Below are 26,888 nucleotides of genomic sequence, written 5' to 3'. Positions count from 1 at the left end.
GCCGGGGAGAGCACGACATAAGCCGTTAACACCATCGCGTGCGGAACGCCGGACGATGTTCGGCGTGACCGTGGTGACTAACTCGTGTGCTTTTTTACTATGCACACGAGGCCGCGGACGCGTCGTGCGTCCGGCGTTCCGCACGCCCTCTTGTTCGAGAGGGCGGAACGAACCTCGCAAAGCCCGGGCGCAGATGCGTCGCGGAAATGCGAGCGCTTGAGTTCTTGAAACGTGGCTGTTTGAAATTCGAAGATCGTTTGCGTGCGAGCCTATCCGCACAGATGGGCGTCATCCTCAGAGCCTGCTGCCAGCACCACCAAATCAGCACGCGATCGCTCGCGCCGCTTTGTCGCCATGGTTCCTTCACCTTCAATTCAGCTCGCCGTGATGAAAGTGGCGCGAGGTCAGCAAGACCGCATGATCATCCGACTGAGGAGAATGCTTGTGAAGAAATTTGCCTTCGGCGTGGCTGCCGCGATTGCACTGGGTCTGGGCGCGTTGAGTGCTCCCGCGTCGGCCGCGACTCCGGCACCGGCGACGTCCGCCGTAGTGGCGCCGATGACCGACATCTCGGCGCAGCGTTACATCGAGCGCCGCCGCATGATCCGCCGCGGCCCGGTGTGCACCGTGCGCACGGAAGTGCGCCGCGGCCCCTATGGCCGCCGCGTGGTCACCAAGACCCGCGTCTGTCGCTGAAGATTCAGCGGTGAACCGAGCGGTGGAGCTGCCAAGCTCCACCGCTCGGCAGGAGCGGCCACCGAGCCGCCCTGCCCTTATCTTTCGGCGTGAGCCTTCCGCCACGCCGACACGCGCTCGTGCGCTGTCACTGGTCCTCGACGTCCTCGACCTGCTGCTGTGGCGGACGCTGCTGGCGTCGCACCGTGCGCATCGGCGGCGCTCTGGTCTCGCTCGGCGGATGGAACACCACGTAGCAAGCCTGGCTCAGCCGCGGCCCGGCGTCACGCAGGCAGCTCTCGATCCGCCCCGCATCAGGAATGTACTGGCTGCACAGCCGCAACGCGTCGGGCGTGCAGGCTTCGCGCTGCGCCTCCGATCCCCGCTCCTGAGCCAGAGCCGCGCCGCTGCCAAGCAGCGTGGTCAGAGCAATTGCGCTGGTGAGTGTTCGTGAGGGCATGGCCGATCTCCAATGAGATCGACCAATCGCGAGCGCCGGGACAAAGTTCCGGAACCGCGATCACACATTGTAGAGAAGGTCGATTGTGAAGAAGGTCGATCGCGAAGTAACGCCGATCATGGCGAACGCCGATCCTGACCAACCACCGCAGCACCCGCGCGCTGCAGCGAACCCGGCCCGCGGCAGCGCCGCGCGCCGGCGTCAGCTCATGCTGGCGACGACAACGAGGCGCTTGACCTCGCCGCGTTTGAACGCCTGCAGGAAGGCGTTGTAGTCCTTGAACGACACGCAGCCGTTGGAGTCGCCGCGCGGCCCGAGCATGTAGGTGTGCGCCAGCAGGCCGGTGCGGCCGTGGATCATGTCCTCGCCGCCGACCGGCGTGAGACGGATCGCGGCGACGCCATGGAACAGCGCTTCGCGCATCTTCATGTCGTAGATGTGCGGCGGGGTCGCGCCGTGCATCCGGATGTTGACGTGACGCGGATCGTCCATCTTCGGGCCGAGCCCGGAATGCGCCTCGAGCTTGCTGCCGTCCGGCATGTACACGGTCTTGGCGGTGATGTCGTAGACCGCCGTGTAGCGATCGTCATCGGACGGGCTGAAGGCGTTGTCGCGCGGCTCGCCGGTGCTGGTGACGCCGGCCTCGGCGGAGGCGTAGGCGAGCGCCGGGGCTTCGGGCTTGCCGAACAGCTTGTCGAAGAAGCTCGACTTGCTCTCCGACTTCGCCGCCATCAGCGCCGCCTTGGCGCGGGCCACCAGCGCTTCCTGGCTGAACGGATTGCGGGTCGGGCCCGGTGCGACGCGGGCGGCGGCGGATTTGCGGTCCGGCGGCATCGGCACCGCCATCGCCAGCTTCACCGGCTGCGGCGGCGGGGCCACGCCGGCCTTGCCGGCGGCGTCGGCCCTGGCCCCATCGGACGGCACGGCGGAATTATTTTGCGCCGGCCTGAACCTGTCGGGCTCGAAACCGAACGAATAGTTAGCGTCGAGCAGAGCGTAATAGCGGTGACCGGATTTGGTTTGCGGCGGCGCTGCATGGGCGGCCTGCACGCTGGAGGTGACCGGGACGTCGCCCGGATCGGCGGACGCGACCTGCACCGGCGCGGCGCCCTGCTTGGCCATTGCGTTCTTCAACGCAAGATGCGCCATCAGCTTCGGCGCATTGGCGGCAGCGCCGGCGAGCGGCTCGAAGCGCGACGCGAAATTGGACCGATCTTGCCGGTTGAATTCTTGACGGCTGATCGGTTCGTCGCCCCAGGCGCCGACACTCGGATAGATGCTTGCGCCCACGGTGTTGGCGTACACCGTCCAGACACAGCCGATCACCGGCAGCGCAATGGCGATCGCGCCGAGCGATTTACGAAAACCCATAGACCGGGCCCCACGATGATTGGGCAGAGTACGCGCCCCCGTACCAACACTCATTCGCCTAGCATCCAGACTTGCCCCATTGCCTGCGGTGCTTCAACCGGAGAATCCGCATGGAGATGTGGCAGAACAGAGGAGCGCGATTAAGGCGGGTTTGAGTTAAATGCCGCTTAAGTTGCTCAGAAACCGACCATGCGCCGCGATGGTTAACGCTTGGTTACCGCGCCGGGCCGGACAATAACCCAATGAATTCAATACACTGGAGAAATTCGGGCGGGCCTGCGGTATCCAGATAACCGCCTCCCCCGCGGCCGCCAGCCCTGGCCCCGTAACCCTACGCGCACCACCCCGCCTTTCCGCCCGGCAAAGAAATTCGTGTTCCGACCGGCCTGGAGGCGCCCGGCAGGGCCCCCGGAGCGACTCAGCCGTAGCTCAATTTGGGGGTACCAATCGGAACCGCGGCCCTCCGGCGTGGTGTCCAGGATGGTCCAAAGCGGCATCAGATCCGGGGCGCCGCGCGAATCCTGGCCCGGATCGGCAGTGGCGGCGAACATCTCGCCGCCCCAGAAGTGCCGGATGCGGCCATCGCGGCGGCTGAACACGTTGAAGGCCGCGCCGTCGCCGCCGTCCGGGCTCAAGCCATGATAGTCGCCACTATAGGCGCCGGTCAGGTCGGTGAAGAGCGGCAGATGCCGCCAGCCCCGAGCCCGCTTGACCGCGACCAGACGCTCGATCGGCGAGCGCGCCACGATCGCCAGCGCCACCCGCTGGGTGATGTCCGGCGCCTCGCCGTCCCACGCACTCAGCAGCGAGGTGCACATCGGGCAAGGCTCGGCGCGCTGCGGGCCGAACATGTAGCTGTAGACGACCAGTGTCGGCTTGTCGCCAAACAGCCCCGCAAAGTCGGTCCGGCCCTGCTCGCCCTCGAAAGCGTAAGGCGTGGTCACCTCACCGCCTGGCGGCAACTGCCGGCGCTGCTCGGCGACCCGCTCGATATGGCGGCGTAGTTCGATCTCCTCAGCGAGCAGCGCCGTGCGGGCGCGGCGATACTCGGCGCTTTCGTTGGGATAGCGGGCGGCGCTGATGCGTGCGAGTTCCACGGCGGGCCTCAGGGTCATGACGCTTCTCCGGAATGTGAGCCTAGATCCAGGACGAACGACGTGGCCCCGATCCGACACACGGCGCAGTGCGCTCCATGGCATGTCGCTTGCTTACTAGACCCGCCAACATCTTTGGAGTTTGGAATGTCGGGTTCGTTCGATCGCTATGTCAGCTTCAAGAATTGCGATTGGAAGGTTCGGTCGGAACGGGTGATGGCGCGATTGCAGAGGCACATCGACGCCGCGGAAAATCCGTTCTGGGCCTATTTCGCGCAGAAGCGCACCGAGCTGCGCGAGAAACAGGGTCTCGACGATCTCCGCGTGCTGCATAATTATCTGCCGACGCTGCGCGAACTCCTGGAAGACAATGGCGACCTCGAAACGCTGGCGATGCTCGAAGAGCTCGAAGTCAACCTGATGTGAGCGTCGTTGCGCTCAGCGCGCGCTGCGCCCCGCCGCGGTGAGGAAGTCGAAATCGCAGCCTTCGTCCGCCTGCAGGATCGTGTCGTGGAACAGCTGCGCATAGCCGCGCGGCGGCCGCGCTGATGCGGACGATGGCAGCGCGGCGCGGCGCCGATCCAGTTCGGCGTCGTCGACCAGCAGATCGATCCGGCGCGCCGCGACGTCGAGCGTGATGCGATCACCATTCTCCACCAGCGCCAGCGGACCGCCGTCCGCGCTCTCCGGCGTGATATGCAGCACGATGGTGCCGAACGCGGTGCCGCTCATCCGCGCGTCCGAGATGCGCACCATGTCCTTCACGCCGGCGCGCGCGAGCTTCAGCGGGATCGGCAGATACCCCGCCTCCGGCATCCCCGGCGCACCGCGCGGTCCTGCATTGCGCAGCACCAGCACGTCGGAGGCGTCGACGTCGAGATCCGGATCGTCGATCCTCCGCGCCATGTCCTCGACCGACGAGAACACCACCGCGCGGCCGGTGTGCTGCAGCAGTTGCGGCGACGCCGCGGAATGCTTGATGACCGCGCCGCGCGGCGCGAGATTGCCCGACAGCACCGCCATCGCGCCTTCAGGCCGGATCGGATTGTCGCGCGCACGGATCGCGTCCTGCCCGGGCACGTCTTCCGCGAGAGCAACGACATCGCGCAAGCTCGCGCCGGTGATGGTCTTCGCGTCGAGATCGATCAGCTCGCCGAGCTGGGCCATCAGCTTCGGCACGCCGCCGGCGTGGTGGAAATGTTCCATGTAGTGCGCGCCGGACGGCTTCAGATCGACCAGCACAGGCACGTCTCGGCCGAGCCGGTCGAACGCCTCGGGGTCGATGCGATGCTGGGTGCGGCCGGCGATCGCGGTGAGATGGATCAGCCCGTTGGTCGAGCCGCCGATCGCCTGCAACACCACCTGCGCGTTGCGGAACGCGGCCGGCGTCAGCAACTCGCTCGGCTTCGGCCCCTTCGCCCTGGCCATCGCGGCCGCCACTTTGCCGCTCTCCTCCGCCGAGCGAAACCGTTCGGCGTGCGGCGCGGGAATCGTCGCGCCCATCGGCAGCGACAGGCCGATCGCCTCGGTGATACATGCCATCGTCGAGGCGGTGCCCATCACCATGCAGGTCCCGACGGAGGGCGCGAGCCGGCCGTTGACGGCTTCGATCTCGGCCTCGTCGATCTCGCCGGCCCGATATTTCGCCCACAGCCGCCGGCAGTCGGTGCAAGCGCCCAAAACTTCGCCCTTGTGATGGCCGACCACCATCGGCCCGACCGGGATCACCACGGTCGGCAGATCGGCCGACACCGCCGCCATGATCTGCGCCGGCAATGTCTTGTCGCAGCCGCCGATCACCACCACCGCATCCATCGGCTGGGCGCGGATCATTTCCTCGGTATCCATCGCCATCAGATTGCGCAGATACATCGAGGTCGGATGCGCAAAACTCTCGGCGATCGAGATGGTCGGGAACACCATCGGCATTGCGCCCGCCAACATCACGCCGCGCTTCACCGCCTCGATGATCTGCGGCACGTTGCCGTGGCACGGATTGTAGTCGCTGTGGGTGTTGGTGATGCCGACGATCGGCCGCTCCAGCGCATCGTCGGAATAGCCCATCGCTTTGATGAAGGCCTTGCGCAGGAACAGCGAGAAGCCGGCATCGCCATAGCTGGTCAGTCCCTTGCGCAGTCCGTCGGCCATCCGTGCTCCTCCTCAGTCCGCATCAATCGCCGTGCGCTCGCGCAATTGTCGTCACGCGATGATAGCAGACGCCGCGGGCCAATACGCAACCACGCGACAGCAAAACGCCGGGATGGCGGACCATCCCGGCGTCGATGATTGCCGAAAAGCTTGCGAGACAGGCGTTACGCGGCGTTGAAGCCGGCGATCGCCTTGACCTCGAGATATTCCTCGAGGCCGAACTTGCCCCATTCGCGGCCGTTACCGGACTGCTTGTAGCCGCCGAACGGCGCAGTGCGTTCGTTGGGAACGCCCTGCAAATTGACGTTGCCGGCGCGGATCTGGCGACCGACCTTGCGCGCCCGCTCGACCGAACCGGCCGAGACATAGCCCGCGAGGCCATAGGGCGTGTCGTTGGCGAGCTTGACCGCCTCGTCCTCGTCCTTCGCACCCATGATCACCAGCACCGGCCCGAAGATTTCCTCGCGTGCGATGGTCATGTTGTCGGTGACGTCGGCGAATACGGTCGGGCGGACATAGAAGCCCTTGTTGACGCCCTCCGGCAGGCCAGGGCCGCCGGCGACCAGCGTCGCGCCTTCCTCGATGCCCTTGTTGATCAACGACTGAATCTTGTCCCACTGGCCGCGATTGACCACCGGACCGATCGTCGTGCCCTCGCCGCGCGGATCGCCCGCCTTGGTCTTCTCCGCGACGCCCTTGGCGATCGCGGCGACCTCCTTCATCTTCGACAGCGGCACGATCATCCGGCTCGGCGCATTACACGACTGGCCGGAATTGTTGAACATGTGCATCACGCCGCCGGTCACCGCCTTGGTGAGATCGGCATCGTCGAGGATCACGTTCGGCGATTTGCCGCCGAGTTCCTGGCTGACGCGCTTCACCGTCGGCGCGGAGCGCTGCGCGACGTCGATGCCCGCGCGGGTCGAGCCGGTGAACGAGATCATGTCGATGTCGGGATGCTCGCTCATCGCGGCGCCGACCTCCGGGCCGAGGCCGTTGACCAGGTTGAACACGCCCTTCGGCACGCCGGCTTCATGCAGGATCTCGGCGAAGATCAGCGCCGAGGTCGGGGTGAATTCCGACGGCTTGAGAATCATGGTGCAGCCCGCGGCGAGCGCCGGCGCGACCTTGCAGGCGATCTGGTTCAGCGGCCAGTTCCACGGCGTGATCATGCCGACGACGCCGATCGGTTCACGCACGATCATCGCCGAGCCCAACGGCTCCTCGAAGGCATAATTCTTCAGCACGTCGAGCGTCGACATGATGTGGCCCAGGCCGGCGCCGGCCTGCATCTTCTCGGCCATCGGCAGCGGCGCGCCCATCTCGTCGGACACCGCGGCGCCGATTTCCTTCATCCGGCCCTTGTAGATCCCGATGATCTTCTCGAGCAGCGCGATGCGCTCCTCGCGGCTGGTCTGGGAGAAGGTTTCGAACGCACGCTTGGCCGCTGCGACCGCCTTGTCGACATCGGCCTTGGAGCCGAGTGCAATCTCATACATCGCCTCCTCGGTCGCCGGATTGACGACCGGCGTCGACTTCTTGACGACGGGATCGACCCAGGCGCCGTCGATGTAGAATTGCATGCGGTTGACCATCGTAAACCTCTTCTTTTGATTTTGATTGCGGTGGTGGGTGGGAGTCGACGCGGACAGATCCGCTGCATCACGGGAGCATCCTCGCCGTGAGCTGCGGAGCGAATTCGAGGCCCGCCATCTGCGAGCGAGTTGTATATAAAAACACTGCCATGGGAGGAGCAAGGCCGGGACGCACAATTGCGCGTGTAAACCGCATGCGATTTGCATCCAGACCACCTGCGCGTTGCACGCAGCGTACGGCGCGCGCGGAAATGCTGCGATGCAGCATTCATAATCAGGCCGCGATCGCCAGCGGGACGGCGCTTTGGTGCGACTGATGACGTCGCAATTCTCTGCGATCAGTGAGGCTAGTCGATCAGATGCCCGCGCTTGGTCGCAACCTTCACGGTCGAGACCCGTAGGCTGATTCCCGCGTCGACGTCAGCCGCGCTACACGGCCATCTTCCGATGCAGCACCGGCGCGCCGGCGACCAGGCTCTCGGCAGCGTCGATGATCGCGTTGGCGTCGATGCCGTAGTGCCGATACAGATCGGCGATGCTGCCGGTCTGGCCGAAATGCTCGACGCCGAGCGCCTCCATGCGATGGCCGCACACCGCGCCGATCCAGCCGAGCGTTGCGGGATGGCCATCGAGCACGGTGACGATGCCGCAGCTCCGCGGCAGCGGCGCCAGCAGCGTCTCGATATGGCTCGCACGACGCGATCCGCGATGCGCGCGACGCAACCGCCGCGCCGCGGTCCAGCCGGCATGCAGCCGGTCGGCGGAGGTGATCGCCAGCAGACCGACGTCGCGACGGCTGTCGCCGAGCAACCCGACCGCCTCGATCGCCTCCGGCGCGACCGCGCCGGTGTAGGCGATCACCAGCTCGCAATTCGACCCCGGCTCGCGCAGCCAATACGCGCCGTCGACGATCGCCTTCTGCAAGGCGGGGGTCATCATGCGCTGCGGCTGCTCGATGCTGCGCGTCGACAGCCGCAAGTAAACCGAACCGCCGGCGCGCATTCCGTCGGCGGCGTCACCACCCTCGATGTCGTCGCGCTGCATGTGCTCGAAGCCCCAGCGCATGATCGTCGCGACTTCGTCGACGAAGGCCGGCTCGAACGACGCGAGCCCGTCCTGCGCGATTCCGATCAACGGCGTCGCGATCGACTGGTGCGCGCCGCCTTCCGGCGCCAGCGTGATCCCCGACGGCGTCGCCGCCACCATGAAGCGCGCGTCCTGGTAGCAGGCGTAGTTCAAGGCATCGAGGCCGCGCTGGATGAACGGATCGTACAGCGTCGCGATCGGCAGCAGCCGCTCGCCGTTGATCGTATGCGAAAGCCCGAGCGCCGACATCAGGATGAACAGATTCATCTCGGCGATGCCGAGCTCGATGTGCTGCCCCTTCGGCGAGAAGTCCCAGTTGAAGGTCGTGGGGATTTTCTCGCTGCGGAAAAGATCGGCCTTCTCGGCCCGCGCGAACAGGCCCCTACGATTGACCCAGGCGCCGAGATTGGTCGAGACGGTGACGTCCGGCGACGCGGTGACGATGCGCGACGCCAGTTCGCTCTCGCTGCGCGCCAGTTCGTTGAGGATCAACCCGAAGCCCTGCTGGGTCGACATCTCCGGCGCGGGCTTGAACGACAAATGCTGCGGCACCTCGACCGCCGGTGCGCTCAGCCGGCGATCGCCGCCGGCATTGATCGGCGCCGCCTTCAGCAACACGTCGAGCGCCGCGGCATCCTGCGTCAGCCCCTCGAACCGGTCCCATTCATGTCCGGTACGGATATTCTGCGCCCTGCGATAGGTCTCGATCTGGGCTGGCGTCATCAGCCCGGCGTGGTTGTCCTTGTGGCCCTGGAACGGCAGGCCGACGCCCTTGATGGTGTAGGCGATGAAGCAGACCGGCCGATCATGGTCGATCGATTCAAACGCCTCGAGCATGCTCGCCATGTCGTGGCCGCCGAGATTGGACATCAGCGCCAGCAGTTCATCATCGCTGCGCGAGTCGATCAGCCGCGACACCTCCGCCTGATCGCCGATCTCGTCCTGGAGCCGCTTGCGGAACGCCGCCCCGCCCTGGAAACACAGCGCCGCGTACATCTGGTTCGGGCAGGTGTCGATCCAGCGCTTCAGCGCCTCGCCGCCCGGTTCGGCGAACGCCTGTTGCATCAGGCGGCCGTATTTCACGATCACGACGTCCCAGCCGAAATTACGGAACATCGTTTCGAACTTCTCCCACAATCCTTCGCGCACGACGGCGTCGAGGCTCTGGCGATTGTAGTCCACCACCCACCAGGTATTGCGCAGGCCGTGCTTCCAGCCTTCGAGCAGCGCTTCGAAGATGTTGCCCTCGTCCATCTCGGCGTCGCCGACCAGCGCGATCATCCGGCCTTCGCGGCGGCCCTTCATCCAGCCATGCGCCTTGACGTAGTCCTGGACCAGCGACGAAAACAGCGTCTGCGCCACGCCGAGGCCGACCGAGCCGGTCGAGAAATCGACGTCGTCGGCGTCCTTGGTGCGCGACGGATAGGACTGCGCGCCCTTGAAGCCGCGGAAATTCTCCATCCGCGCGCGGCTCTGCCGTCCGAACAGATACTGAATGGCGTGGAAGATCGGGCTCGCATGCGGCTTCACCGCGACGCGGTCCTCCGGCCGCAGCACTGAAAAATACAGCGCCGACATGATGGTCGCGAGGGACGCGGACGATGCCTGATGGCCGCCGACCTTCAACCCGTCGGCGTTGGGACGGATATGGTTGGCGTGGTGGATCATCCAGGTCGAGAGCCACAGCACCTTGCGCGACAACGCGTTGAGCAGGTCGAGACGTTGCTGGGTCTGCGGCATGGCGATCACCTCGTGTTCGATCCGCCGATTTTAGGCCGGATCGCCCGGCGTGACTTCTCAAATCCTGGCGACAAAACCGGAAGGATTGGGATAATCTGCCAATGCAGACCCTCATTCGGCGAATTCATCCCAATGCCCGAGCTCGACGCGATCGACCGCAAAATCCTCGCCAGCCTGCAGGCCGACGGCCGCACCACCATGCAGGAACTCGCCGACAAGGTCGGATTGTCGGTGTCGCCCTGTCATCGCCGGGTGAAGCTGCTGGAAAGCCGCGGCGTGATTACGCGGTACACCGCGCTGGTCGATCAAAAGGCGATCGGCCTGCATGTCAGCGTGTTCATCTCGATCAAGCTGGTGCGGCAGAAGGAAGAAGACCTCAATCGCTTCGCCCGCGCGATCTCGAAATGGGACGAAGTGCTCGAATGTTATCTGATGACCGGCAACCGCGACTATCTGCTACGCGTGGTCGCCGCCGACCTCGCCGCCTATGAGGCGTTCCTGAAGAACAAGCTGACCCGGCTCGACGGCATCGCCTCGATCGAGTCGAGTTTCGCACTCAGCCAGGTGAAATACTCGATCGCGCTGCCGGTGTAAGCGAACCATCGGAGGTCTTCGCTTCGCCATTGCGAGGAGCGAGCGAAGCGACGAAGTCATTCCGAAAGCGCCTGCCCGGCGCTGGATGGCTTCGCTTCACCCGCAATGATCGAGCTTCAATTCCGGCGCTACGGCCCTACGGGTTCGGATTCGGCTCGGCCGGCGCCACGTTCTGCTTGCGCCGCAGTCGCTCGCGATGGGCGATGTAGACGCCGCTGCAGATGATCACCACCGCGCCGACGAAGGTCCACGCATCCGGGATCTCGCTGAACACCGCGTATCCAAGAATCGTGACCCACAACAGCTGGCTGTAGGAGAATGGCGCCAGCGCCGATGCGTCGGCGTAGCGGAACGCCAGCACCACGATCCACTGCCCGATGGTCGACGCCAGTCCGACGCCGAGACCGATCGCGATGTCGGTCCAGCTCGGCGTCACCCAGACGAACGGCACCATTGCGCTCAGCGCGAGGAAGCCGACCAGCGCGGAAAACGTCATGGTGACCACGGCGCGATCGGCGCCGCTGATCATTCGCGTCAGGATCAGCGTGATCGCCCAGCACAACGCCGAGAGGATCGGCAGGATCACCGCGGGATTGAAGGTCGACGAGCCCGGCCGGATCACGATCAGCACGCCGATCAATCCGACCAGCGTCGCCACCCAGCGCCGGATGCCGATCGCCTCGCCGAGCAGAACGATCGACAGCGCGGTGACGAACAGCGGCGCGACGAACGAGGTCGCCGAGGCCTCGGCGATCGGCAGGAAGCGCAGGCCGGTGATGAACAGCACCGACGACGCCACCAGCGCCAGCGCCCGCAGCACCTGCAGCTTCGGCCGCACCGAGCGCAGCGGCGATTCCGACGATGCCAGCGCCACCGGCAGCATGATCAGCAGAAACACCAGAAATCGGATCCAGCCGATCTCGATCGGCGGCAGCGTGCGCCCGAGATACTTCGCCAACGTGTCGGAACAGGCGAGAAACACCGTGGAGGCGACGATCAGCGCAATGCCGCGCAACGGATGATCGGCATGGCGCTGGGTCAGGCGACGAGCGGCGTCGGTCACAGGTGGCGAGGTGATGGTCACGGGTCCAAAAGCGCAATGACGAGGGAAAATCGATCGGGCCGCAGGCGACGGACTATTCAAGTAACAATCCGACAAAACGATGTCTGGGTCCGCGGCGCAAGCGTGGAAATCAGGACTCGGCTATGCAACCGGCGGCGCTTTGGCCTCCCGCGCGGAGGCCGCCGCGCCGTCGCCGTTTACAGCATCGGCAGGCTGGCCGGCTCCGGCCCCAGCGGAAACGCCTGATCGATCGCCGCGATCTCTTCGTCGGAGAGCCGCAGCGAAGCGGCCGCGGCATTGTCGGCCGCATGCGCCGCATCAGCCGCCTTCGGAATCGCGAACAGCGACGGTCGGCGGGTCAGAAATGCCAGCGCCACCTGGCGCGGCGTCGCGCCATGGGCTCCGGCGATCGCCTGCAACAGCCGCCCCTCGGCGCTACGTGGTTCGGGAAACTCATCGTGACCGAATGGTGAATAGGCCGTGACCGCGACGCCGTGGGCCTCGCACCACGGGACCACCGCGTGCTCGATCGCGCGTTCGCGCAGATGATAGAGCACCTGATTGCAGGCGATCCTGCCCGGCCCCGCGACTTTGAGCAGTTCCCACAAATCGCCGGCGTCGAAATTGCTGACGCCCCACGACCGAATCTTGCCGGCGGCGACCAGTTCCTCGAACGCGGCGACCGTGTCCGCCAGCCGAACCTTTCCACGCCAATGCAGCAGATAGCAATCGAGCCGGTCGGTCTTCAGCCGTTTCAGCGAGCGTTCACAGGCCGCGATGGCGCCGCTGCGCGAGGCGTTGCTCGGCAGCACTTTCGAGACGAGAAAGACCTCGTCGCGCCGACCGTCGATCGCCTCCGCCACCAGCGGCTCGGCGTCGCCATACATCTCGGCGGTGTCGATATGGGTCATGCCGAGGTCGAGGCCGCGCCGCAGCGCGGCGATCGCCGCCGTTCGGTCACCCCGATCGATGTACCAGGTGCCCTGTCCGATCGGCGCAATCTCCGGCCCGCCCCGGCCGAATCTGCGCGTGTCCCAACTCACTGTGAACTCCCGTCTCTACTCCGCAGCAGCCGCCAAGATCGGCTTCGGCGCCGCGCCCCTGCCCGGCTTCAGCCGGAATTCATAGGTCATCAGATGCCACGGCCCCGGCGCCTCGCGGCCATCGGGCATCACCGCATCATTGCGCAATTCGATGGTCGAAATCAGGTCGTCCTTGACGCCGAACACGACATCGCTTTCGAGATATTTGTCGCCCTCGATGAACACATGCGTGATCAGCGGCTCGTATCCCGGCGCGTTGACCAGAAAATGCACATGCGCCGGGCGCATCGGATGCCGCTGCGTGGCGAGGATCAGATCGCCGACCGGACCGTCGATCGGGATCGGATAGCTGCACGGCAGGATGGTTCGGAACGTGAACCGCCCGTCGGAATCGGTGATGAACCGCGCCCGCAGCGACGGGCCGGCCTGCGCGTAAGACGGTTTCTGCGTATCGTAGAAACCGTCGTCATCGGCGTGCCAGACATCGATCGGCACGCCGGCCAGCGGCGCACCGGCAAGATCGGTGACGCGGCTTTCGACATACATCCGCTCCCCCTCGACGCCCTCGGAGATATCGGCGCCGTGCGGCATCAGCCTGTGCTCGCCGACATAGAACGGTCCGAGCACCGTCGTTTGGGTCGCGCCATCGCGCTCGCGATGATTGACCGCGTCGACCAGCATCGAGACGCCGAGCACGTCCGACAGCAGGATGAATTCTTGCCGGCTCGGCGAGCATTTCTGCCCGGTGCGGGTGAGGAAATCGATCGCCTTTTGCCATTCATCGAAGGTCAGCCCGGTGCGGCGAACATAGTCGTGCAGCGAGCGGACCAACTCGCGCATCAGGTGCTTCAGCCGCGGATCAGGCGTCTCGTCGAAGCTTGCGACGACCGCTTCGGTCAGTCCGGTCTCGTCGAATTGAGGCATATTGCATTCCCGGTTGGCATTGACCGAACGCTACACCAAGCCTTCCGTCGTGATAAGCGTACACCCTGCAGACCGGTCTGCACGGACGGACATTGCTGAAGATCGGATCAAGTGCTCAATTTCGTACAGATTCAGCGTGATCAGCTTCGGGCACGATAGAATGGTTTCGGCTTTTCCGTTATCAGATTGCCGAAGGCGCGCAACGGCCCGCGGCGGCGCGATGCGCTGATTGACCTTTCCATGCAGTGACGGAGCGTCGAATGCAGGCCCAAGCCCAGAAGCCTCGATCCCCCGCAACCGGCTCGGCCGCTAGCGCTGGCATGTCCGAGACGGCGCTGAAGCGGATCGACGATCACCTGAAGCGGGTCTACGTCGATCCCGGCAGGTTCGCCGGCGCCCAGACGCTGGTCTATCGCCGCGGCCAGATCGTTTATCAATCGTCGCTGGGCTACGCCGACCGTGAGCGCAAAGCGCCGATCAAGGACGACACCATCTTCCGGATCTATTCGATGACCAAGCCGATCACCTCGGTCGCGCTGATGATGCTGTTCGAGGAAGGTCGCATCCAGCTCGACGATCCGGTCGCGAAATACATTCCGGAATGGGCCAATCTCGGCGTATTTCAGGCCGGCATCGCGCCTGCGTTTTTGACCAGACCGCCGGCGCGGCCGATGCAGATCGTCGATCTGTTGCGGCATACGTCGGGCCTCACCTACGGCTTCCAGAACCGCACCAATGTCGACGCCGCCTATCGCGACAAGGGGATCGGCGCGTTCGAAAAGGCCGGCACGCTGGACTGCTGGATTGCCGATCTCGCCAGAATTCCGCTGGAGTTCTCACCGGGCGAGGCCTGGAACTACTCGGTGTCGACCGACGTGCTCGGCAACATCATTCAGAAGATCAGCGGCATGCCGTTCGAGCAATTCGTCAGGCAGCGAATTCTCGATCCGCTCGGCATGACCGACACCGACTTCTTCGTCCCCGAAGCGAAAGCGCACCGCCTCGCCGCCTGCTACTCCGCCGATGGCGAGGGCGGCATGACGTTGCAGGATGATCCAGCCACCAGCAGCTTCCTCGCGCCGCCCGATCTGATCTCCGGCGGCGGCGGGCTGGTCTCGACCACGGCGGACTATCTTGCATTCTGCCGCGCGCTGCTCAATGGCGGCGAACTCGGCGGCGTCCGCCTGATCGGCCCGAAGACCCTCAGGCTGATGACTACCAACCACCTCCCCGGCAATCGCGACCTCACCGAGATGTCGCGCTCGATGTTCAGCGAAGCAACCAATGCCGGCATCGGCTTCGGCCTCGGCTTCGCCGTCAACATGAACCCGGCCTCGACGCTGCTTCCCGGCAGTGTCGGCGAGTATTATTGGGGCGGCGCCGCCTCGACCGCGTTCTGGATCGATCCGGCCGAGGACCTGATCACCATCTTCATGACCCAGCTTCTGCCGTCGAGCAGCTATCCGATCCGCCGCGAGCTGCGCGCGCTGGTCTATGGCGCGATCACCGAGAGCAATCTCTAAAGTATGCCCCCCAAAAGTGGGGGCTGCGATCAGAGGCCGTCGCGCACATGCACGACGGCGATGTCGTCGGCATGGAGGCGACGCCAGCCGGGACGACGGTCCATCAGACCGACGATCGGCTGCTGCGCCGGCAGCAAGGTGGCATCGACATTGTAATTGTCGACGAGCCGATCGAGTGCGCCTGCATCGCGGCCCGCCGCGGCGCGGAACATGTCCATCACCATCGCCTCGCCATACAGCTCGGCGCGGCCGTCGATGAATACCGGGACATGACGGGAAATCAGATAGCCGCCGAACTCATAGGCATTCAGAATCCGCTTGGCGCCGTGCTGCTGCGCTGCGGCCAGCGCCTGCTCCGGAATCTGCGTCGCGACGAAGCGATAATTCAGCCGCGGCGCGACAGCGACAGTTGCGGCGATGATCGTGACCGCAGCCGTCGCGACGGCCCAACCGGGCAGCGCAAATTCGCTTCTGGCGACAGGCGGCGCAACGCTGCGCGGCGCAAGCTGCTCCGCCCATGGCCGCGCCAGCACAATTGGAACCAGCAACGCGAACGTCTCGACGCTGCGGATGTGGCCGAGCGCCATGTGCAGCAGCCCGAGCACCAGCAGCAGTCGCGGCCAAGGCAATGTCAGCCCGCGCCACAGCGCGACGCCGAACAGCGCCAGGATGCTCGCCTCGAACGGGCCGAACCGGCCGAAATCCGGCGGCGACCATTCCGCCACCGTCGTCAATACCTCGCCGAGGCTGAGGATCTTGCTGGCCGCGATCAGCGTGTTCCAGCCATAGGGCGTGGCGCAGCATGCAACCAGCGCGGCGACGCCGAAGGCGGCCCAGCGCAATGCCAGGAACAGACGTTGCGCCGGCGCCGCCTGGCGCAGCGCCTCGAGCGCGGTCGGCCCGATCAGCACCAGGCCAAGCCCGAATCCGCCATGGATGTTCGCCCACAGCGCGATCACGATCAGCAGCGGCCATCGCGGCGCGGCCTTGCGATCGGCGGCGTCGATCAGTCCGATGAACCATGCGACCAGCAACGGCAGCGCCAGCACGTGCGGCCGCGCTAACAGATGCGGCACCGTCAGCGCCACCGCGAGCAGCGTCAGCGCCGTTGTCAGCAGCGCACTCGCATGGCGTTCGAGATAGGCGGCAAACAGCGCGAACGCAGCCGCCGCCGCCAGCGCCGTCACGATCACCGGCCCGGCCCAGCCCGCCTGCATCGCGAGCGCGAAAATCACCTGCGCCAGCCAGGAGCTCGACAGCCATGGCGCGCCGGCTTTGGTGAACGAGAACAAATCGGCGGTCGGCACCGCGCCGTGCGCGAGAATCCAGCGGCCGGTCTCGATCTGCCAGAAGATGTCGGAGTCCTGCAGCAGCGCCTCGCCGGTGACCAGCAGGAACACCAGCACGCCGCAGCCGATCAGCAAGGGCAGCACGCCGCCTTTGGATCCGGCAGTCTCGGACGATTCCATCGCCTGAATGGTCACGGCAAAGCTCGCAGCAATCGGAGGATTGCCGCGAGTAAGCCATGCGTGGCGATAAGTTTCGGTTAACCGGTCGTTTACGACCGGTCAACGCGTGCTCAGATCTTGCGGTCTCGGCCCTGCCAGAACGGATCGCGCACCGCGCGGCGCAGCAGCTTGCCGACCGGGCTCTTCGGCACCTCGTCGATGAACTGCACCTGCTTCGGCACCTTGTAGCCGGCGAGCCGCTCGCGCGCGAAGGCGATCAACTCGGCATCCTCGGCGCTTGCCTCCTTGCGCAACGCGACGAAGGCCGCGACGGTCTCGCCCCATTTGTCGTCGGGCAGGCCCACGACCACCACCTCGCGCACCGCCGGATGCGCCGCTAGCGCATCCTCGACCTCGCGCGGATAGACGTTGTAGCCGCCGGTGACGATCATGTCGGAGGTGCGATCGACCAGATACAGATAGCCGTCCTTGTCGAACCGGCCGACGTCGCGGGTGCGCAGCCAACCGCCGGGCAGGAACATCTGCGCATTCAGCTCCGGCGCGTTGTAGTAGCCCTTCATCGCGAACGCCGTGCGCAGCGCGATCTCGCCGGCCTCGCCGGGCGCGACATCGTCGCCCTCTTCATTGACCAGCTTGATTTCGCAATCGATCGATGGGCGTCCACAGGAAGCCAGCCGCTGCTCCGCATCGGGGCCGACGTGATCCTCCTTGGTCAAATTGGTGATGAAGATCGGCGCCTCCGACTGGCCGTAATATTGCGCGAAGCGCGGGCCCCAGAGTTTCAGCGCGCGATGCATCGTCGGCCGCGGCATCGGCGACGCGCCGTAAATGATGCTCTTCACAGAAGAGAAATCCGCCTGCTCGATGCCGGGATGGTCGAGCAACATGCCGATCATCGTCGGCACCAGATTGAGCGCGGTCGGCTTCCAGCGCTCGACCGCATCGAGATAGCTCGCGGGTGTAAACCCCGGCAGCACCGCCGCGACCCCGCCCCGCAACCAATACGGCACGATGAAGCAACCGGAGGCATGGATCATCGAGGCGGCGTGCAACATCACGTCACCCTCGCCGATCTCCATGTTGATCAACACGTTGGTCGCCATCGCCGCCCAGCTCGCCTGGGTATGCTCCACCGCCTTGAGCTTTCCTGTGGTGCCGGAGGTGAAGATCGTGATGACGACGTCGTCGGGCTCCGCGGTACGCGCCGGCGGCGCATCGGATTGCGCCTGCGCGAGTTGCAGGAGATCGTCCGGATCGGCGCGATTTCCGACGCTGATCAGCTTGAGCTGCATCGCCTGCGCGAGTTCATGCGCGCGCTCGGTCAGATCGGTGCCGTGGATCAGAATCTCGACGCCAGCCCCCTCCAGCATCTGCTGCTGTTCGGCCGCCGACAATCGCGAATTCATCGGCACCCGCGACAACCGCGACTTCACGAAGCCGAAGTCGATCGGCAGCGTGTAGATCGAATTGTTCAGCAACATGCCGACCCGGCTGCCGACCTCGAGCTTGAACGTCTCGATGAAGACGTTGGCAATCCGGTTCGACAGCAGGTCGACCTCGGTGAAGGTCATCGTCTGATCGCCGAACATCACAGCCGTCTTCGGGCCGTGATAGATCGCACCACGCCGGATCATCTCGCTCGCCAACATTTCCGTTCACTCACCTTGTCCCGCCCGCCGCTTTTTGCGGCGTGGCTTATTGATTTCCCACCGATCAACCCGTCATTCCGGGGCGCTCACGAAATGAGCGAACCCGGAATCTCGCCGTCACAAGCTCGGGATTCCGGGTTCGCGCGTCGCGCGCCCCGGAATGACGAACGAGAGACTGCCCCTGTCACTTCCCCGGCCAGGTCGGCTTTCGCTTCTCGGCGAACGCCTTCAGGCCCTCTTTCGCATCCTCGGTCATCGCCAACAGCGCGATCTGGCTTTCGGTATAGGCGATGCTCTCGTCGAACGACATCGATGCGATCGCGCGCATCGCGTATTTTCCGCGCCGGATCGCCGTCGGGGATTTGTCGGTCAGCCGCTTCACCAGCCAGTCGACCTTGGAGTCCAGCTCGGCGCCCGGCACTACGTAGTTCAGCAAGCCGGCGTCGCGTGCGGACTGCGCGTCGAACGGTTCGCCGGTCAGCGCCCATTCGTTGATCAGCCGACGCGGAGCGATGCTCTGCAACAGGCTCATCACCTGCATCGGGAATACGCCGACCTTGACCTCGGGAAGCCCGAACTGGACATGATCGGCCGCCACCGCCATGTCGGTCATGCACAACAGGCCCATGCCGCCGGCCATGCAGGTGCCGTTGACGCGGGCAATCGACGGTTTGGTGGCATTCTGAGACAGCCGCAGCAGATCGGCGTAGTCGACATTCGGTTTGGAAAAATCGAACGCGAAGGCGGCTCCGGTCGATTGCAGATCGGCGCCGGCGCAGAACGCCTTGTCGCCGGCGCCGGTCAGCACGATCACGCGCACCGACGGATCGTCGTGCGCCTGACGCCAGCCGCGCGTGATGCCTTCGACCACGCCGGCATTGATGGCGTTGCGCTTGTCGGGACGGTTGATGGTGATCCACAGCGCCTGGTCGCGCGTCTCGATCACCACAGGAGAGTCGGTCATTGTCTTGCTCGTTTACGCGGGTTGGGTTTCAGCCTCGATCTCGGCGACGATGCGGCCGGTAGTCACCTGCTCGCCCTCGGCGACATCGATAGCGATGATGCCCGACGCCGGCGCCAGATGCACGTGCTCCATCTTCATCGCCTCCAGCGTCAGGACCGGCTGTCCGGCCGCGACGCGTTCGCCGGGCTTGACCAGCACCGCCACGACGCGGCCGTTCAGCGCGGCGCGCAGCTTGCCGTCGCCGCCGGCCGCCGCCGCACGCTGCGGAGCCGCGCGGGTGAGATCGACGATCGTGTTGCCGACGCCGAGCCGCTGCACGAACAGCCGGTCGCCGTCGCGGTGATACACCGCAGATTCGCTCAGGCAATTGGCCTGAAAGCGGATCCTGTCACTGGCGAGCTCTTCGATTTCGAACGTAATCGCACGGCTGTCATGTGTGACGCGATAGCTGCCGTCGCGCTCGCGGACGACCTCGCAGGTCTGCGGCTTGCCGTCGATGTCGATCCGCAGCTGCGTCGGAAACACCGCGGCAAGCGAGCGCCCCGGCCGATGCGGGGGCGCGTGGCGGTCGGTGACGTAGAGCAGCAGCGCCGCCACCGCGGCGGCCGGCACGGCATCCTCGGGCAATGCGCGCGTCAGGTCGTCGCGATTCTGCGCGATGAATGCCGTGGTCGCCTCGCCGTTCGCGAAGGCCTCGTGCCGCAGGCAGGCGGCGAGGAAGCCGCGATTGGTGGTCACGCCGAATGCGAAGGTGGTGTCGAGGCCGTGGATCAGCTTGCGCCGCGCTTCGTCGCGGCTGGCTCCGGTCGCAATGATCTTGGCGATCATCGAGTCGTAGTACGGCGGAATCTCGGAGCCGGATTGCAACGCGTGCTCGACGCGCAGTTCGCCCGGCATCCGCCACAGCGCCATCCGCCCGGATTGCGGCATGAAGTCCCTGTCGGCATCTTCCGAACACAGCCGCACTTCGATGGCATGGCCGTTGAACTTGACGTCGTCCTGCCGCAGCGGCAGCGGCTCGCCGGCCGCAATCCGCAATTGCAACTCGACCAGATCGAGCCCGGTGATCGCCTCGGTCACCGGATGCTCGACCTGCAGCCGCGTATTCATTTCCATGAAATAGAACTGGCCCTGCGCGTCGAGCAGAAACTCCAGCGTGCCGGCGCCCTCATATCCGATCGCCTTCACGGCGTTGACCGCCACAGTGCCCATCTGCTCGCGCAGCGCTTCGGACACAGCCGGCGACGGCGCCTCCTCGATCAGCTTCTGATGACGACGTTGCACCGAGCAGTCGCGCTCGCCGAGATGGATCGCATGACCATAGCGATCGCCGAATACCTGAATCTCGATGTGGCGCGGATCGACGATGGCGCGTTCGAGGATCACGGTCGGATCTCCGAACGCGCTTTGCGCCTCGGATCGCGCGCTGCGCAGCGCATCCGGCAGCGCGGCTGCGTCCTTGACCAACCGCATTCCCCGGCCGCCGCCGCCGGCGACCGCCTTGATCATCACCGGAAAGCCGATCTTGCCAGCCTCCGCGATCATCGCCGCGTCGCTCTGATCGGCGCCCTGATAGCCCGGCACGCACGGCACGCCGGCCTTGATCATGATCTCCTTGGCGCCGGCCTTGTTGCCCATCGACGCGATCGATTCCGCCGACGGGCCGATGAACACCAACCCGGCGTCACGGCAGGCCGCCGCGAAATCCTCGTTCTCGGCGAGGAAGCCGTAGCCCGGGTGCACCGCGTCAGCGCCGGCGATCTTCGCGGCTTCGATCAAAGCCGGAATGTTGAGATAGGATTGCGACGGCTGCGCGCCGCCGATCGCCACGGCTTCATCGGCCTCGCGAACATGCGCGGCATCGACGTCGGCGTCGGAATACACCGCGACCACGCCATAGCCCATCCGGCGCGCGGTGCGCATGACGCGCAGCGCGATCTCACCGCGATTGGCGATCAGGACCTTGGTGAAGGGAGTCGGTTTCAACATGCGCGTCACGTTCATGCCCGTGACACCGCGAATTGCATACGCTGAGGTTCGCGCGCCTCGCTTTCGCGGCAGATCGCCAGTACTTCGGCCAGCACCGCGCGGGTATCGCGCGGATCGATCACGCCGTCGTCGAGCATCCGCGCCGAGGTTGAAAACACGTCCATCTGGCCGTTGAACACCGCGGTGATACCAGCCTTCATCTGGTCGAGCTTCTCGCGATCGACCGGCGCTCCCTTCCGCGCCGCAGCCGCTTCCGTGACGATCGCCATGGTCTCGGCGGCCTGTTCGCCGCCCATCACCGCGGTCTTGGCGTTCGGCCACGAGAAGCAGAACCGCGGATGGAAGCCGCGGCCGCACATCCCGTAATTGCCGGCGCCGAACGACGCGCCGCAATAGATCGTGATCTGCGGCACCGACGCCGACGTCACGGCCTGGATCATTTTCGACCCGTGCTTGATCATGCCGGCTTCCTCATAGGCTTTGCCGACGATGTAGCCGGTGGTGTTGTTGAGATACAGGATCGGCGTCCGCGACTGGCAGCACGCCTGAATGAAATGCGTCGCCTTGTTGGCGCCGGCGGGATCGAGCGGACCGTTGTTGGTGATGATGCCGATCGCCTGACCGACGATGCGGGCATGGCCGCACACCGTCGCCGGGCCGTAATTCGGGCTCATCTCCGTAAAGTCGGAATCATCGACGATCCGCGCGATCACCTGGCGCATATCGACCGGCCGCTTGTGATCCATCGGCATGATGCCGAGCAACTCTTCCGGATCGTGCACCGGCGGATGATAGGTCGCGGGATCGGGTCCCGGTCCGGAACGGTCCCACGGCAGACCCGCCATAATATCGCGCGCGATCCGCAGCGCGTCGCGGTCGTCTTCGGCGAGATAGTCGCCGAGCCCGGAGATCGCGGTGTGCATCTCGGCGCCGCCGAGTTCTTCCTCGGTCGCGATCTCGCCGGTCGCGGCCTTGAGCAGCGGCGGTCCGGCGAGAAACGCCCGCGTCCGGCCGCGCACCATCACGATGTAGTCGGACAGGCCAGTCTGATACGCGCCGCCCGCCGTGGACGAGCCGTGCGTCACCGTCACCACCGGCAGCCCCGCCGCCGACAGCCGTGCGAGATTGCGGAAGATGTTGCCACCGCGAACGAAGTCCTCGACGCGGTAACGCAACAGATTGGCGCCGGCGCTTTCGACGAGTTGCACGAACGGAAGCTTGTTCTCCAGCGCCAGTTCCTGGATGCGCAGCGTCTTGTCGAGGCCGTAAGGCTGCAGCGCGCCGGCATCGATGCCGGAATCATTGGCGCTGATCATGCAGCGAATGCCCGCCACATAGCCGATGCCGCCGATCACGCCGCCGCCGGGCACGCTCTTCTCGGCATTGGCGGTGTCGAACATATAGCCGGCCAGCGTGGACAGCTCGATGAACGGCGTGCCGGGATCGAGCACCAGCGCGACCCGCTCGCGCGGCAACAATTGCCCGCGCTTGTGAAACCGCTCGGCGGAGCCGGCCGACGCGGTACGCGCACGGTTCTCCAGCATCCGCATCCGCTCGATCAGCGCCAGCATTCCGGCCTGGTTGGCCTTGAAGCCTTCGCTTCCCGGCGCGACGGTGGATTCAATCAGTGCCATTCGATGTTCCTTGCCATTCCGGGACACATCACTGCGCCCCGAAATCCCTCGCCTGTTGCTTCGTCATTCCCGGGCGCGAACACAGTTCGCGAACCCGGACTCTCTGATCGATTCGTCATTCCGGGGCGCGCGCAGCGCGAACCCGGAATGACGACAGTGATTCCGTCACCCCGTCTGCGCCATCGCGAAGTAATCCGTGAACTGGTTGCGCAGCTCGATCTTGCGGAGCTTGCCGGTCGCGGTCATCGGCATCTCCTCGACGATCCGCACCATCTTCGGAATCTGGAAACCGCCGAGCGATTTGCGGCAATGCTCGATGATCTCCGTCTCGGTCGCGGAGGCGCCGGGCTTGAGCTTGACGAAGCCCGACACCGCCTCGCCCCATTGCGGATGCGGCAGACCAACGACCGCGGCGTTCATCACCGCCGGATGCGCGAGCAAGGTCTCCTCGATCTTGACCGACGCGACGTTCTCGCCGCCGGACTTGATCATGTCCTTCTTGCGGTCGACGAACAACACCTCGCCATGCGCATCGATCATCGCCAGATCGCCGGTGTGATGCCAGCCGAACTTTCGGGCCGCTTCGGTGGCCTCGGGATCCTTGTAGTAGCCGAGCATCACGTTGGGACCGCGATGCACCAGTTCGCCGATCTCGCCGGGCGGCAGCAGGTTTCCGGCATCGTCCATGATCGCGGTCTCGTTGACCATGGTCGATTCGCCCCAGTAGTTGCCGAAGCGCGCGAGCTGGCGATCCGGCTGCGACATCGTGGTCGCCGGATACATTTCGGTCTGGCCGCTGGGCTGGACGAAATTCGGGCACAGTTCGGCGATCGCGCGCTCGAGCAATGGCCGCGGCATCGGCGCCATGGTGTAGATGCAGCATCGCAGCGTCGAGAGATCGAACTCCTTGCGCCGCAGATGGTCGAGGATCACCTGATACATCAGCGGCAGTCCGATGAAGACGCTGAGCTTGTCGCGCTGGATCGCCTCCATGCAGGCGACGGGATCGAAGCCGCGCATCAGCGCCATCTTTCCGCCGACCACCAGATAGCTCAGCAGCAGCACGTGCGCGGCGCAGTGAAACAGCGGGAACTGCCCGGTGATGCCGTCCTTGCGCGACAGCTGCAGCTCGATCGCATTGCTCATCACCGCCATCGTCACTGCGAGGTGGCAATGCATCGCCCCCTTCGGTCGCGACGTGGTTCCGGACGTGTAGATGATCATCGCCAGATCGCGGTCGTCGAACGCGACCTCCGGCTCGATCTCGGACTGCCCCGCGATCAGTTCGTTGAAGCTCTTCAGCCCGGCCTCGCCGGCCTTGCCGGTGAGGTCGACCGCGACCAGCGCGATGCCGCGCTGCTCGAGCGCCGAGCGGCGATCGGGCTGGCCGTGCAGATTGTCGTCGATCAGCGCGAATTTCACGCCGGCATGGTCGAGGATGTAGCCCATGTCGTCGGGGCCGAGCATGGTGTTGATCGGCACCCAGACGAGGCCGGCGCGGTGAATGCCGAACAGCGCTTTGACGAACTCGATCGAGTTGTTGCAGATCGTCGAAATCTTGTCTCCCGGCTTCAGGCCGCGCGAGACGAGGTAGTTCGCGAAGCGATTGGCGTCGCGTTCAAGCTCGTCATAACTCACCTGCCGCGCGCCATCGGTGAGCGCGATGCGGTCGCGAAACCGCAGCGCCGATTTCCGCAGGATATCGCCGATCGCGACCCGGCCGATCCGGCCCGGTCCCGGCACGCCGCCGGTTGCTTCAAGACTGGTCATGCTTCACTCCCTCGGTGCAAGGCAGCTCTTCCGGCTGCTTGTTCTGTGGTGCCTATCGGACTGTCGTTCCGCGGCGCGCGCAGCGCGAACCCGGAACATGATACAAGCAGAGCATCTCGGGATTCCGGGTTCGCGCGTGATGCGCGCGCCCGGAATGACGGCGTTGTCAGTGCAGCACGCCAAAGATCTTGCGCGCCTCGGCGGGACTGGCGATCTCTCGGCCGGCGCGGCGGGCGCAGCCGGCGATCTCCTCGATCAACTGCCCGTTCGAGGTCACCTTGTCGCCGTTGGCGAGATAGAACGTGTCCTCGAGCCCGGTGCGGAGATGGCCGCCGAGATCGGCGCAACGCTGATGCAGCGGCCAGATCTCGGAGCGGCCGATCGCGGTGACCTGCCAATGCGCCTCCGGGCGCTTCAGCTTCAACAGGATCGGCAGCAGCTCGGGATCGGACGGCATGCCCGACGCGACGCCCATCACGAAATTGTACTCGAGCGGGCCGCTATACATCCCGGTCTCGACATACATATCAACGCAACGGACGATACCGACGTCGAAGCATTCGAACTCCGGAATGGTGCCGGCGTCCTTCATCGCGTCGAGGAAGTCCTGGATTTTCTCGACCGCGTTGTCGAACATCATCGGCGGCCAGGCCCATGTCTTGTCGGCCTTCACCTTGAGATAGTTCAGCGAGCCGGCGTTGCAGGCGGCGATCTCCGGCTTGGTCTCGCGAATGCAGGCGAGCGGGCCAGCGTAGTTCGCGCCGGAGGTGCCTGAGGTGTGGTTGATGATGATGCCCGGACAGGCTTCGCGGATCGCCTGCTGGATCTCGCGCGACACCGCGACATCCCAGCTCGGCAGGTGCCCCTTGTTGGGCGCCTGATTGCGCAGATGGATGTGGACGACGGCGGCGCCGGCGTCATAGGCCGCCTTGGCTTCGCGGGCCATCTCTTCCGGCGTCACCGGAACGTGGTGCTGCTTCGGGTCGGTCAGCACGCCGTTCAGCGAGCAGGTGATCACGGCCTTGTCGCTCATTCCTTGTCAGCCCTTTCGGTGATGCTGCACCCGCGAGGATCGCGCGGCGCAAACCGTTTCGAGCGGAATGATGCGTGGGCCGTGCGAGCGCATCTTGCGTGCACGCGCTGCCGCCGTATCGGCGTCTGGTCAGGGCCTTCCCTGGCGGAATTCCGCAACGCTCGCAGCCCGCGGATCGCTGCGCCAGATCGCGAGATCGCGCGATCCGGAGAAGATGGCGCGCGGCTGCAGCCCGTAGAACCGCCGGATCGAATGGCTGAAGTGAGTCGAATCCGGATAGCCGATGTCCTGCGCCAGATGCGCGAGGTTGATATCGGCGTTGACGAAATGCAGCAGATGCCGCGCGCGTTTCCAGGCGCGCAGCGCGCGGAACGAGACGCCGGTCTCGTCCTTGAACAGATGCAGGAAGCGCGATTGCGACAGGTTGGCCGCGGCGGCGCAATCCTCGGCGGTGACCGCCGCGCCGGACACGTCGTTGAGCCGGGCGACGGCGCCGGCAATGCGCCGGTCGATCTTCCGCGCCGGCAGGGTTTCACCGAAGAACAGATTGTCGAATTCGGACGTGGTGAAGCCGTCGCGCCGTCCGGTCGCAACCAGGGTCTGATAGGCCTGTCGGATACGGCACGCGAGCGCCGCTGCGCCGCCGGAGCCGCCGATCCGCGCGCCGAGCGCCGCCATTGGCGAGTTCAGCACGCTCTCCGGCTCGATCACCAGCGCGATGACCGAGCGGCAGTCGCTTTCAACGTTGTGAGCGAGATAAGGCGGCACATAGGCCATTGCGCCGGCCTGCCCGGCCTGGCCCTCGATGGCGACCCGCAACTGCCCTTGCAGTGCAACATAAAACGTAAAGCCGCCAAAGCTCCGCCGCCGCGGCCGGCCCAACAGACCTGCATAGAAGACACGCTCAGGGCTGATCAACATCAGGCGTCCGGCATCCGGACATTCGTCGTCGCTCATCGTTCCTCCCGGGGCGGATGCCGCCCTTCTGCTGCATCCCTGCAGGGCTCTCTTGAGGAGCGCGTTGGACAATACAGCAAACCCGGTTGTTGTCACCGGGCGAGATG

20 protein-coding genes and 1 pseudogene are annotated in these 26,888 nt (G+C 65.4%); 4 read left to right on the top strand and 17 right to left on the bottom strand.

The annotated features are described in order from the left end of the window. Positions 1–438 precede the first annotated feature (438 nt). Positions 439–696, top strand: coding sequence for a hypothetical protein (locus tag BMY71_RS11055; RefSeq protein ID WP_430715326.1), 258 nt, complete (start codon positions 439–441; stop codon positions 694–696). 127 nt (positions 697–823) lie between these two features. Here BMY71_RS11055 and BMY71_RS11050 read toward each other — a convergent pair whose 3' ends face one another. The 3 genes and pseudogenes from BMY71_RS11050 to BMY71_RS11040 form a co-directional block, all read right to left on the bottom strand. After that, positions 824–1,135 (bottom strand): hypothetical protein, encoded by a 312-nt coding sequence (locus BMY71_RS11050; protein WP_092683672.1) that lies wholly within the window; start codon positions 1,133–1,135, stop codon positions 824–826. A 201-nt stretch (positions 1,136–1,336) separates the two neighbouring features. Further along, the gene (locus BMY71_RS11045; protein WP_430715324.1) at positions 1,337–2,506 is read right to left on the bottom strand and encodes a DUF2778 domain-containing protein; all 1,170 of its coding nucleotides are present in this window, start codon (positions 2,504–2,506) and stop codon (positions 1,337–1,339) included. Between the two features lie 431 nt (positions 2,507–2,937). Further along, a pseudogene (locus BMY71_RS11040) lies at positions 2,938–3,621 on the bottom strand (DUF899 family protein); the annotation flags it as partial. A gap of 126 nt (positions 3,622–3,747) precedes the next feature. Between BMY71_RS11040 and cowN the strand changes: the two are divergent. After that, positions 3,748–4,026 (top strand): N(2)-fixation sustaining protein CowN, encoded by a 279-nt coding sequence (cowN, locus tag BMY71_RS11035; RefSeq protein WP_011502634.1) that lies wholly within the window; start codon positions 3,748–3,750, stop codon positions 4,024–4,026. Positions 4,027–4,038: 12 nt separating this feature from the next. Here the strand turns inward: cowN and BMY71_RS11030 are convergent, their stop codons facing one another. The 3 genes from BMY71_RS11030 to BMY71_RS11020 all read right to left on the bottom strand — a co-directional run bounded on the left by BMY71_RS11030 (position 4,039) and on the right by BMY71_RS11020 (position 10,169). Then, on the bottom strand, positions 4,039–5,748 hold the full coding sequence (locus BMY71_RS11030; protein WP_092683668.1) for an IlvD/Edd family dehydratase: 1,710 nt from the start codon (positions 5,746–5,748) through the stop codon (positions 4,039–4,041). Between the two features lie 164 nt (positions 5,749–5,912). Next, positions 5,913–7,343, bottom strand: coding sequence for an aldehyde dehydrogenase family protein (locus BMY71_RS11025; protein WP_011502632.1), 1,431 nt, complete (start codon positions 7,341–7,343; stop codon positions 5,913–5,915). 429 nt (positions 7,344–7,772) lie between these two features. Next, entirely contained in the window at positions 7,773–10,169 is a 2,397-nt protein-coding gene (locus BMY71_RS11020) for a transketolase (RefSeq protein WP_092683734.1), read from the bottom strand. 132 nt (positions 10,170–10,301) lie between these two features. Here BMY71_RS11020 and BMY71_RS11015 point away from each other — a divergent pair, with 132 nt between their 5' ends. Next, the gene (locus tag BMY71_RS11015) at positions 10,302–10,763 is read left to right on the top strand and encodes an Lrp/AsnC family transcriptional regulator (RefSeq protein ID WP_092683666.1); all 462 of its coding nucleotides are present in this window, start codon (positions 10,302–10,304) and stop codon (positions 10,761–10,763) included. A 136-nt stretch (positions 10,764–10,899) separates the two neighbouring features. Here the strand turns inward: BMY71_RS11015 and BMY71_RS11010 are convergent, their stop codons facing one another. The 3 genes from BMY71_RS11010 to BMY71_RS11000 all read right to left on the bottom strand — a co-directional run bounded on the left by BMY71_RS11010 (position 10,900) and on the right by BMY71_RS11000 (position 13,793). Then, positions 10,900–11,847, bottom strand: coding sequence for a DMT family transporter (locus BMY71_RS11010; RefSeq protein WP_092683664.1), 948 nt, complete (start codon positions 11,845–11,847; stop codon positions 10,900–10,902). A gap of 176 nt (positions 11,848–12,023) precedes the next feature. Beyond that, complete coding sequence (locus tag BMY71_RS11005) at positions 12,024–12,869, bottom strand: aldo/keto reductase (RefSeq protein ID WP_011502628.1); 846 nt, start codon at positions 12,867–12,869, stop codon at positions 12,024–12,026. A 15-nt stretch (positions 12,870–12,884) separates the two neighbouring features. Beyond that, entirely contained in the window at positions 12,885–13,793 is a 909-nt protein-coding gene (locus BMY71_RS11000) for an intradiol ring-cleavage dioxygenase (protein WP_092683662.1), read from the bottom strand. Positions 13,794–14,053: 260 nt separating this feature from the next. On the opposite strand from BMY71_RS11000, the gene BMY71_RS10995 reads away from it, so the two are divergent. Beyond that, positions 14,054–15,316 carry a serine hydrolase domain-containing protein gene (locus BMY71_RS10995; protein ID WP_092683660.1) on the top strand — a complete coding sequence of 421 codons (1,263 nt, stop codon included), beginning with the start codon at positions 14,054–14,056 and terminating at the stop codon, positions 15,314–15,316. A gap of 29 nt (positions 15,317–15,345) precedes the next feature. On the opposite strand, the gene BMY71_RS10990 is transcribed toward BMY71_RS10995, so the two are convergent. The 8 genes from BMY71_RS10990 to BMY71_RS10955 form a co-directional block, all read right to left on the bottom strand. Next, on the bottom strand, positions 15,346–16,800 hold the full coding sequence (locus BMY71_RS10990) for a hypothetical protein (protein ID WP_092683658.1): 1,455 nt from the start codon (positions 16,798–16,800) through the stop codon (positions 15,346–15,348). A gap of 95 nt (positions 16,801–16,895) precedes the next feature. Further along, a complete protein-coding gene (locus BMY71_RS10985) occupies positions 16,896–18,434 on the bottom strand; it encodes a class I adenylate-forming enzyme family protein (protein ID WP_092683656.1) in 1,539 nt (512 codons plus the stop codon). A 184-nt stretch (positions 18,435–18,618) separates the two neighbouring features. Next, complete coding sequence (locus tag BMY71_RS10980; protein WP_011502623.1) at positions 18,619–19,398, bottom strand: enoyl-CoA hydratase/isomerase family protein; 780 nt, start codon at positions 19,396–19,398, stop codon at positions 18,619–18,621. 12 nt (positions 19,399–19,410) lie between these two features. After that, positions 19,411–21,387: an acetyl/propionyl/methylcrotonyl-CoA carboxylase subunit alpha gene (locus BMY71_RS10975; RefSeq protein WP_092683732.1), complete on the bottom strand. Its 1,977-nt coding sequence runs from the start codon at positions 21,385–21,387 to the stop codon at positions 19,411–19,413. Between the two features lie 11 nt (positions 21,388–21,398). After that, positions 21,399–23,021 (bottom strand): acyl-CoA carboxylase subunit beta, encoded by a 1,623-nt coding sequence (locus tag BMY71_RS10970; protein WP_092683654.1) that lies wholly within the window; start codon positions 23,019–23,021, stop codon positions 21,399–21,401. Between the two features lie 165 nt (positions 23,022–23,186). Further along, positions 23,187–24,791, bottom strand: a complete 1,605-nt coding sequence (locus tag BMY71_RS10965) for an AMP-binding protein (protein ID WP_092683652.1) — start codon at positions 24,789–24,791, stop codon at positions 23,187–23,189. A 166-nt stretch (positions 24,792–24,957) separates the two neighbouring features. After that, complete coding sequence (locus BMY71_RS10960; protein WP_092683650.1) at positions 24,958–25,824, bottom strand: beta-keto acid cleavage family enzyme; 867 nt, start codon at positions 25,822–25,824, stop codon at positions 24,958–24,960. A 129-nt stretch (positions 25,825–25,953) separates the two neighbouring features. Continuing rightward, positions 25,954–26,781, bottom strand: a complete 828-nt coding sequence (locus BMY71_RS10955) for a helix-turn-helix domain-containing protein (RefSeq protein ID WP_011502618.1) — start codon at positions 26,779–26,781, stop codon at positions 25,954–25,956. Positions 26,782–26,888: the final 107 nt, after the last annotated feature.

This window comes from Rhodopseudomonas pseudopalustris, from assembly GCF_900110435.1.
GTDB classification, from domain to species: Bacteria; Pseudomonadota; Alphaproteobacteria; order Rhizobiales; family Xanthobacteraceae; genus Rhodopseudomonas; species Rhodopseudomonas pseudopalustris.
This window is presented reverse-complemented; position numbering and strand designations above follow the sequence as displayed.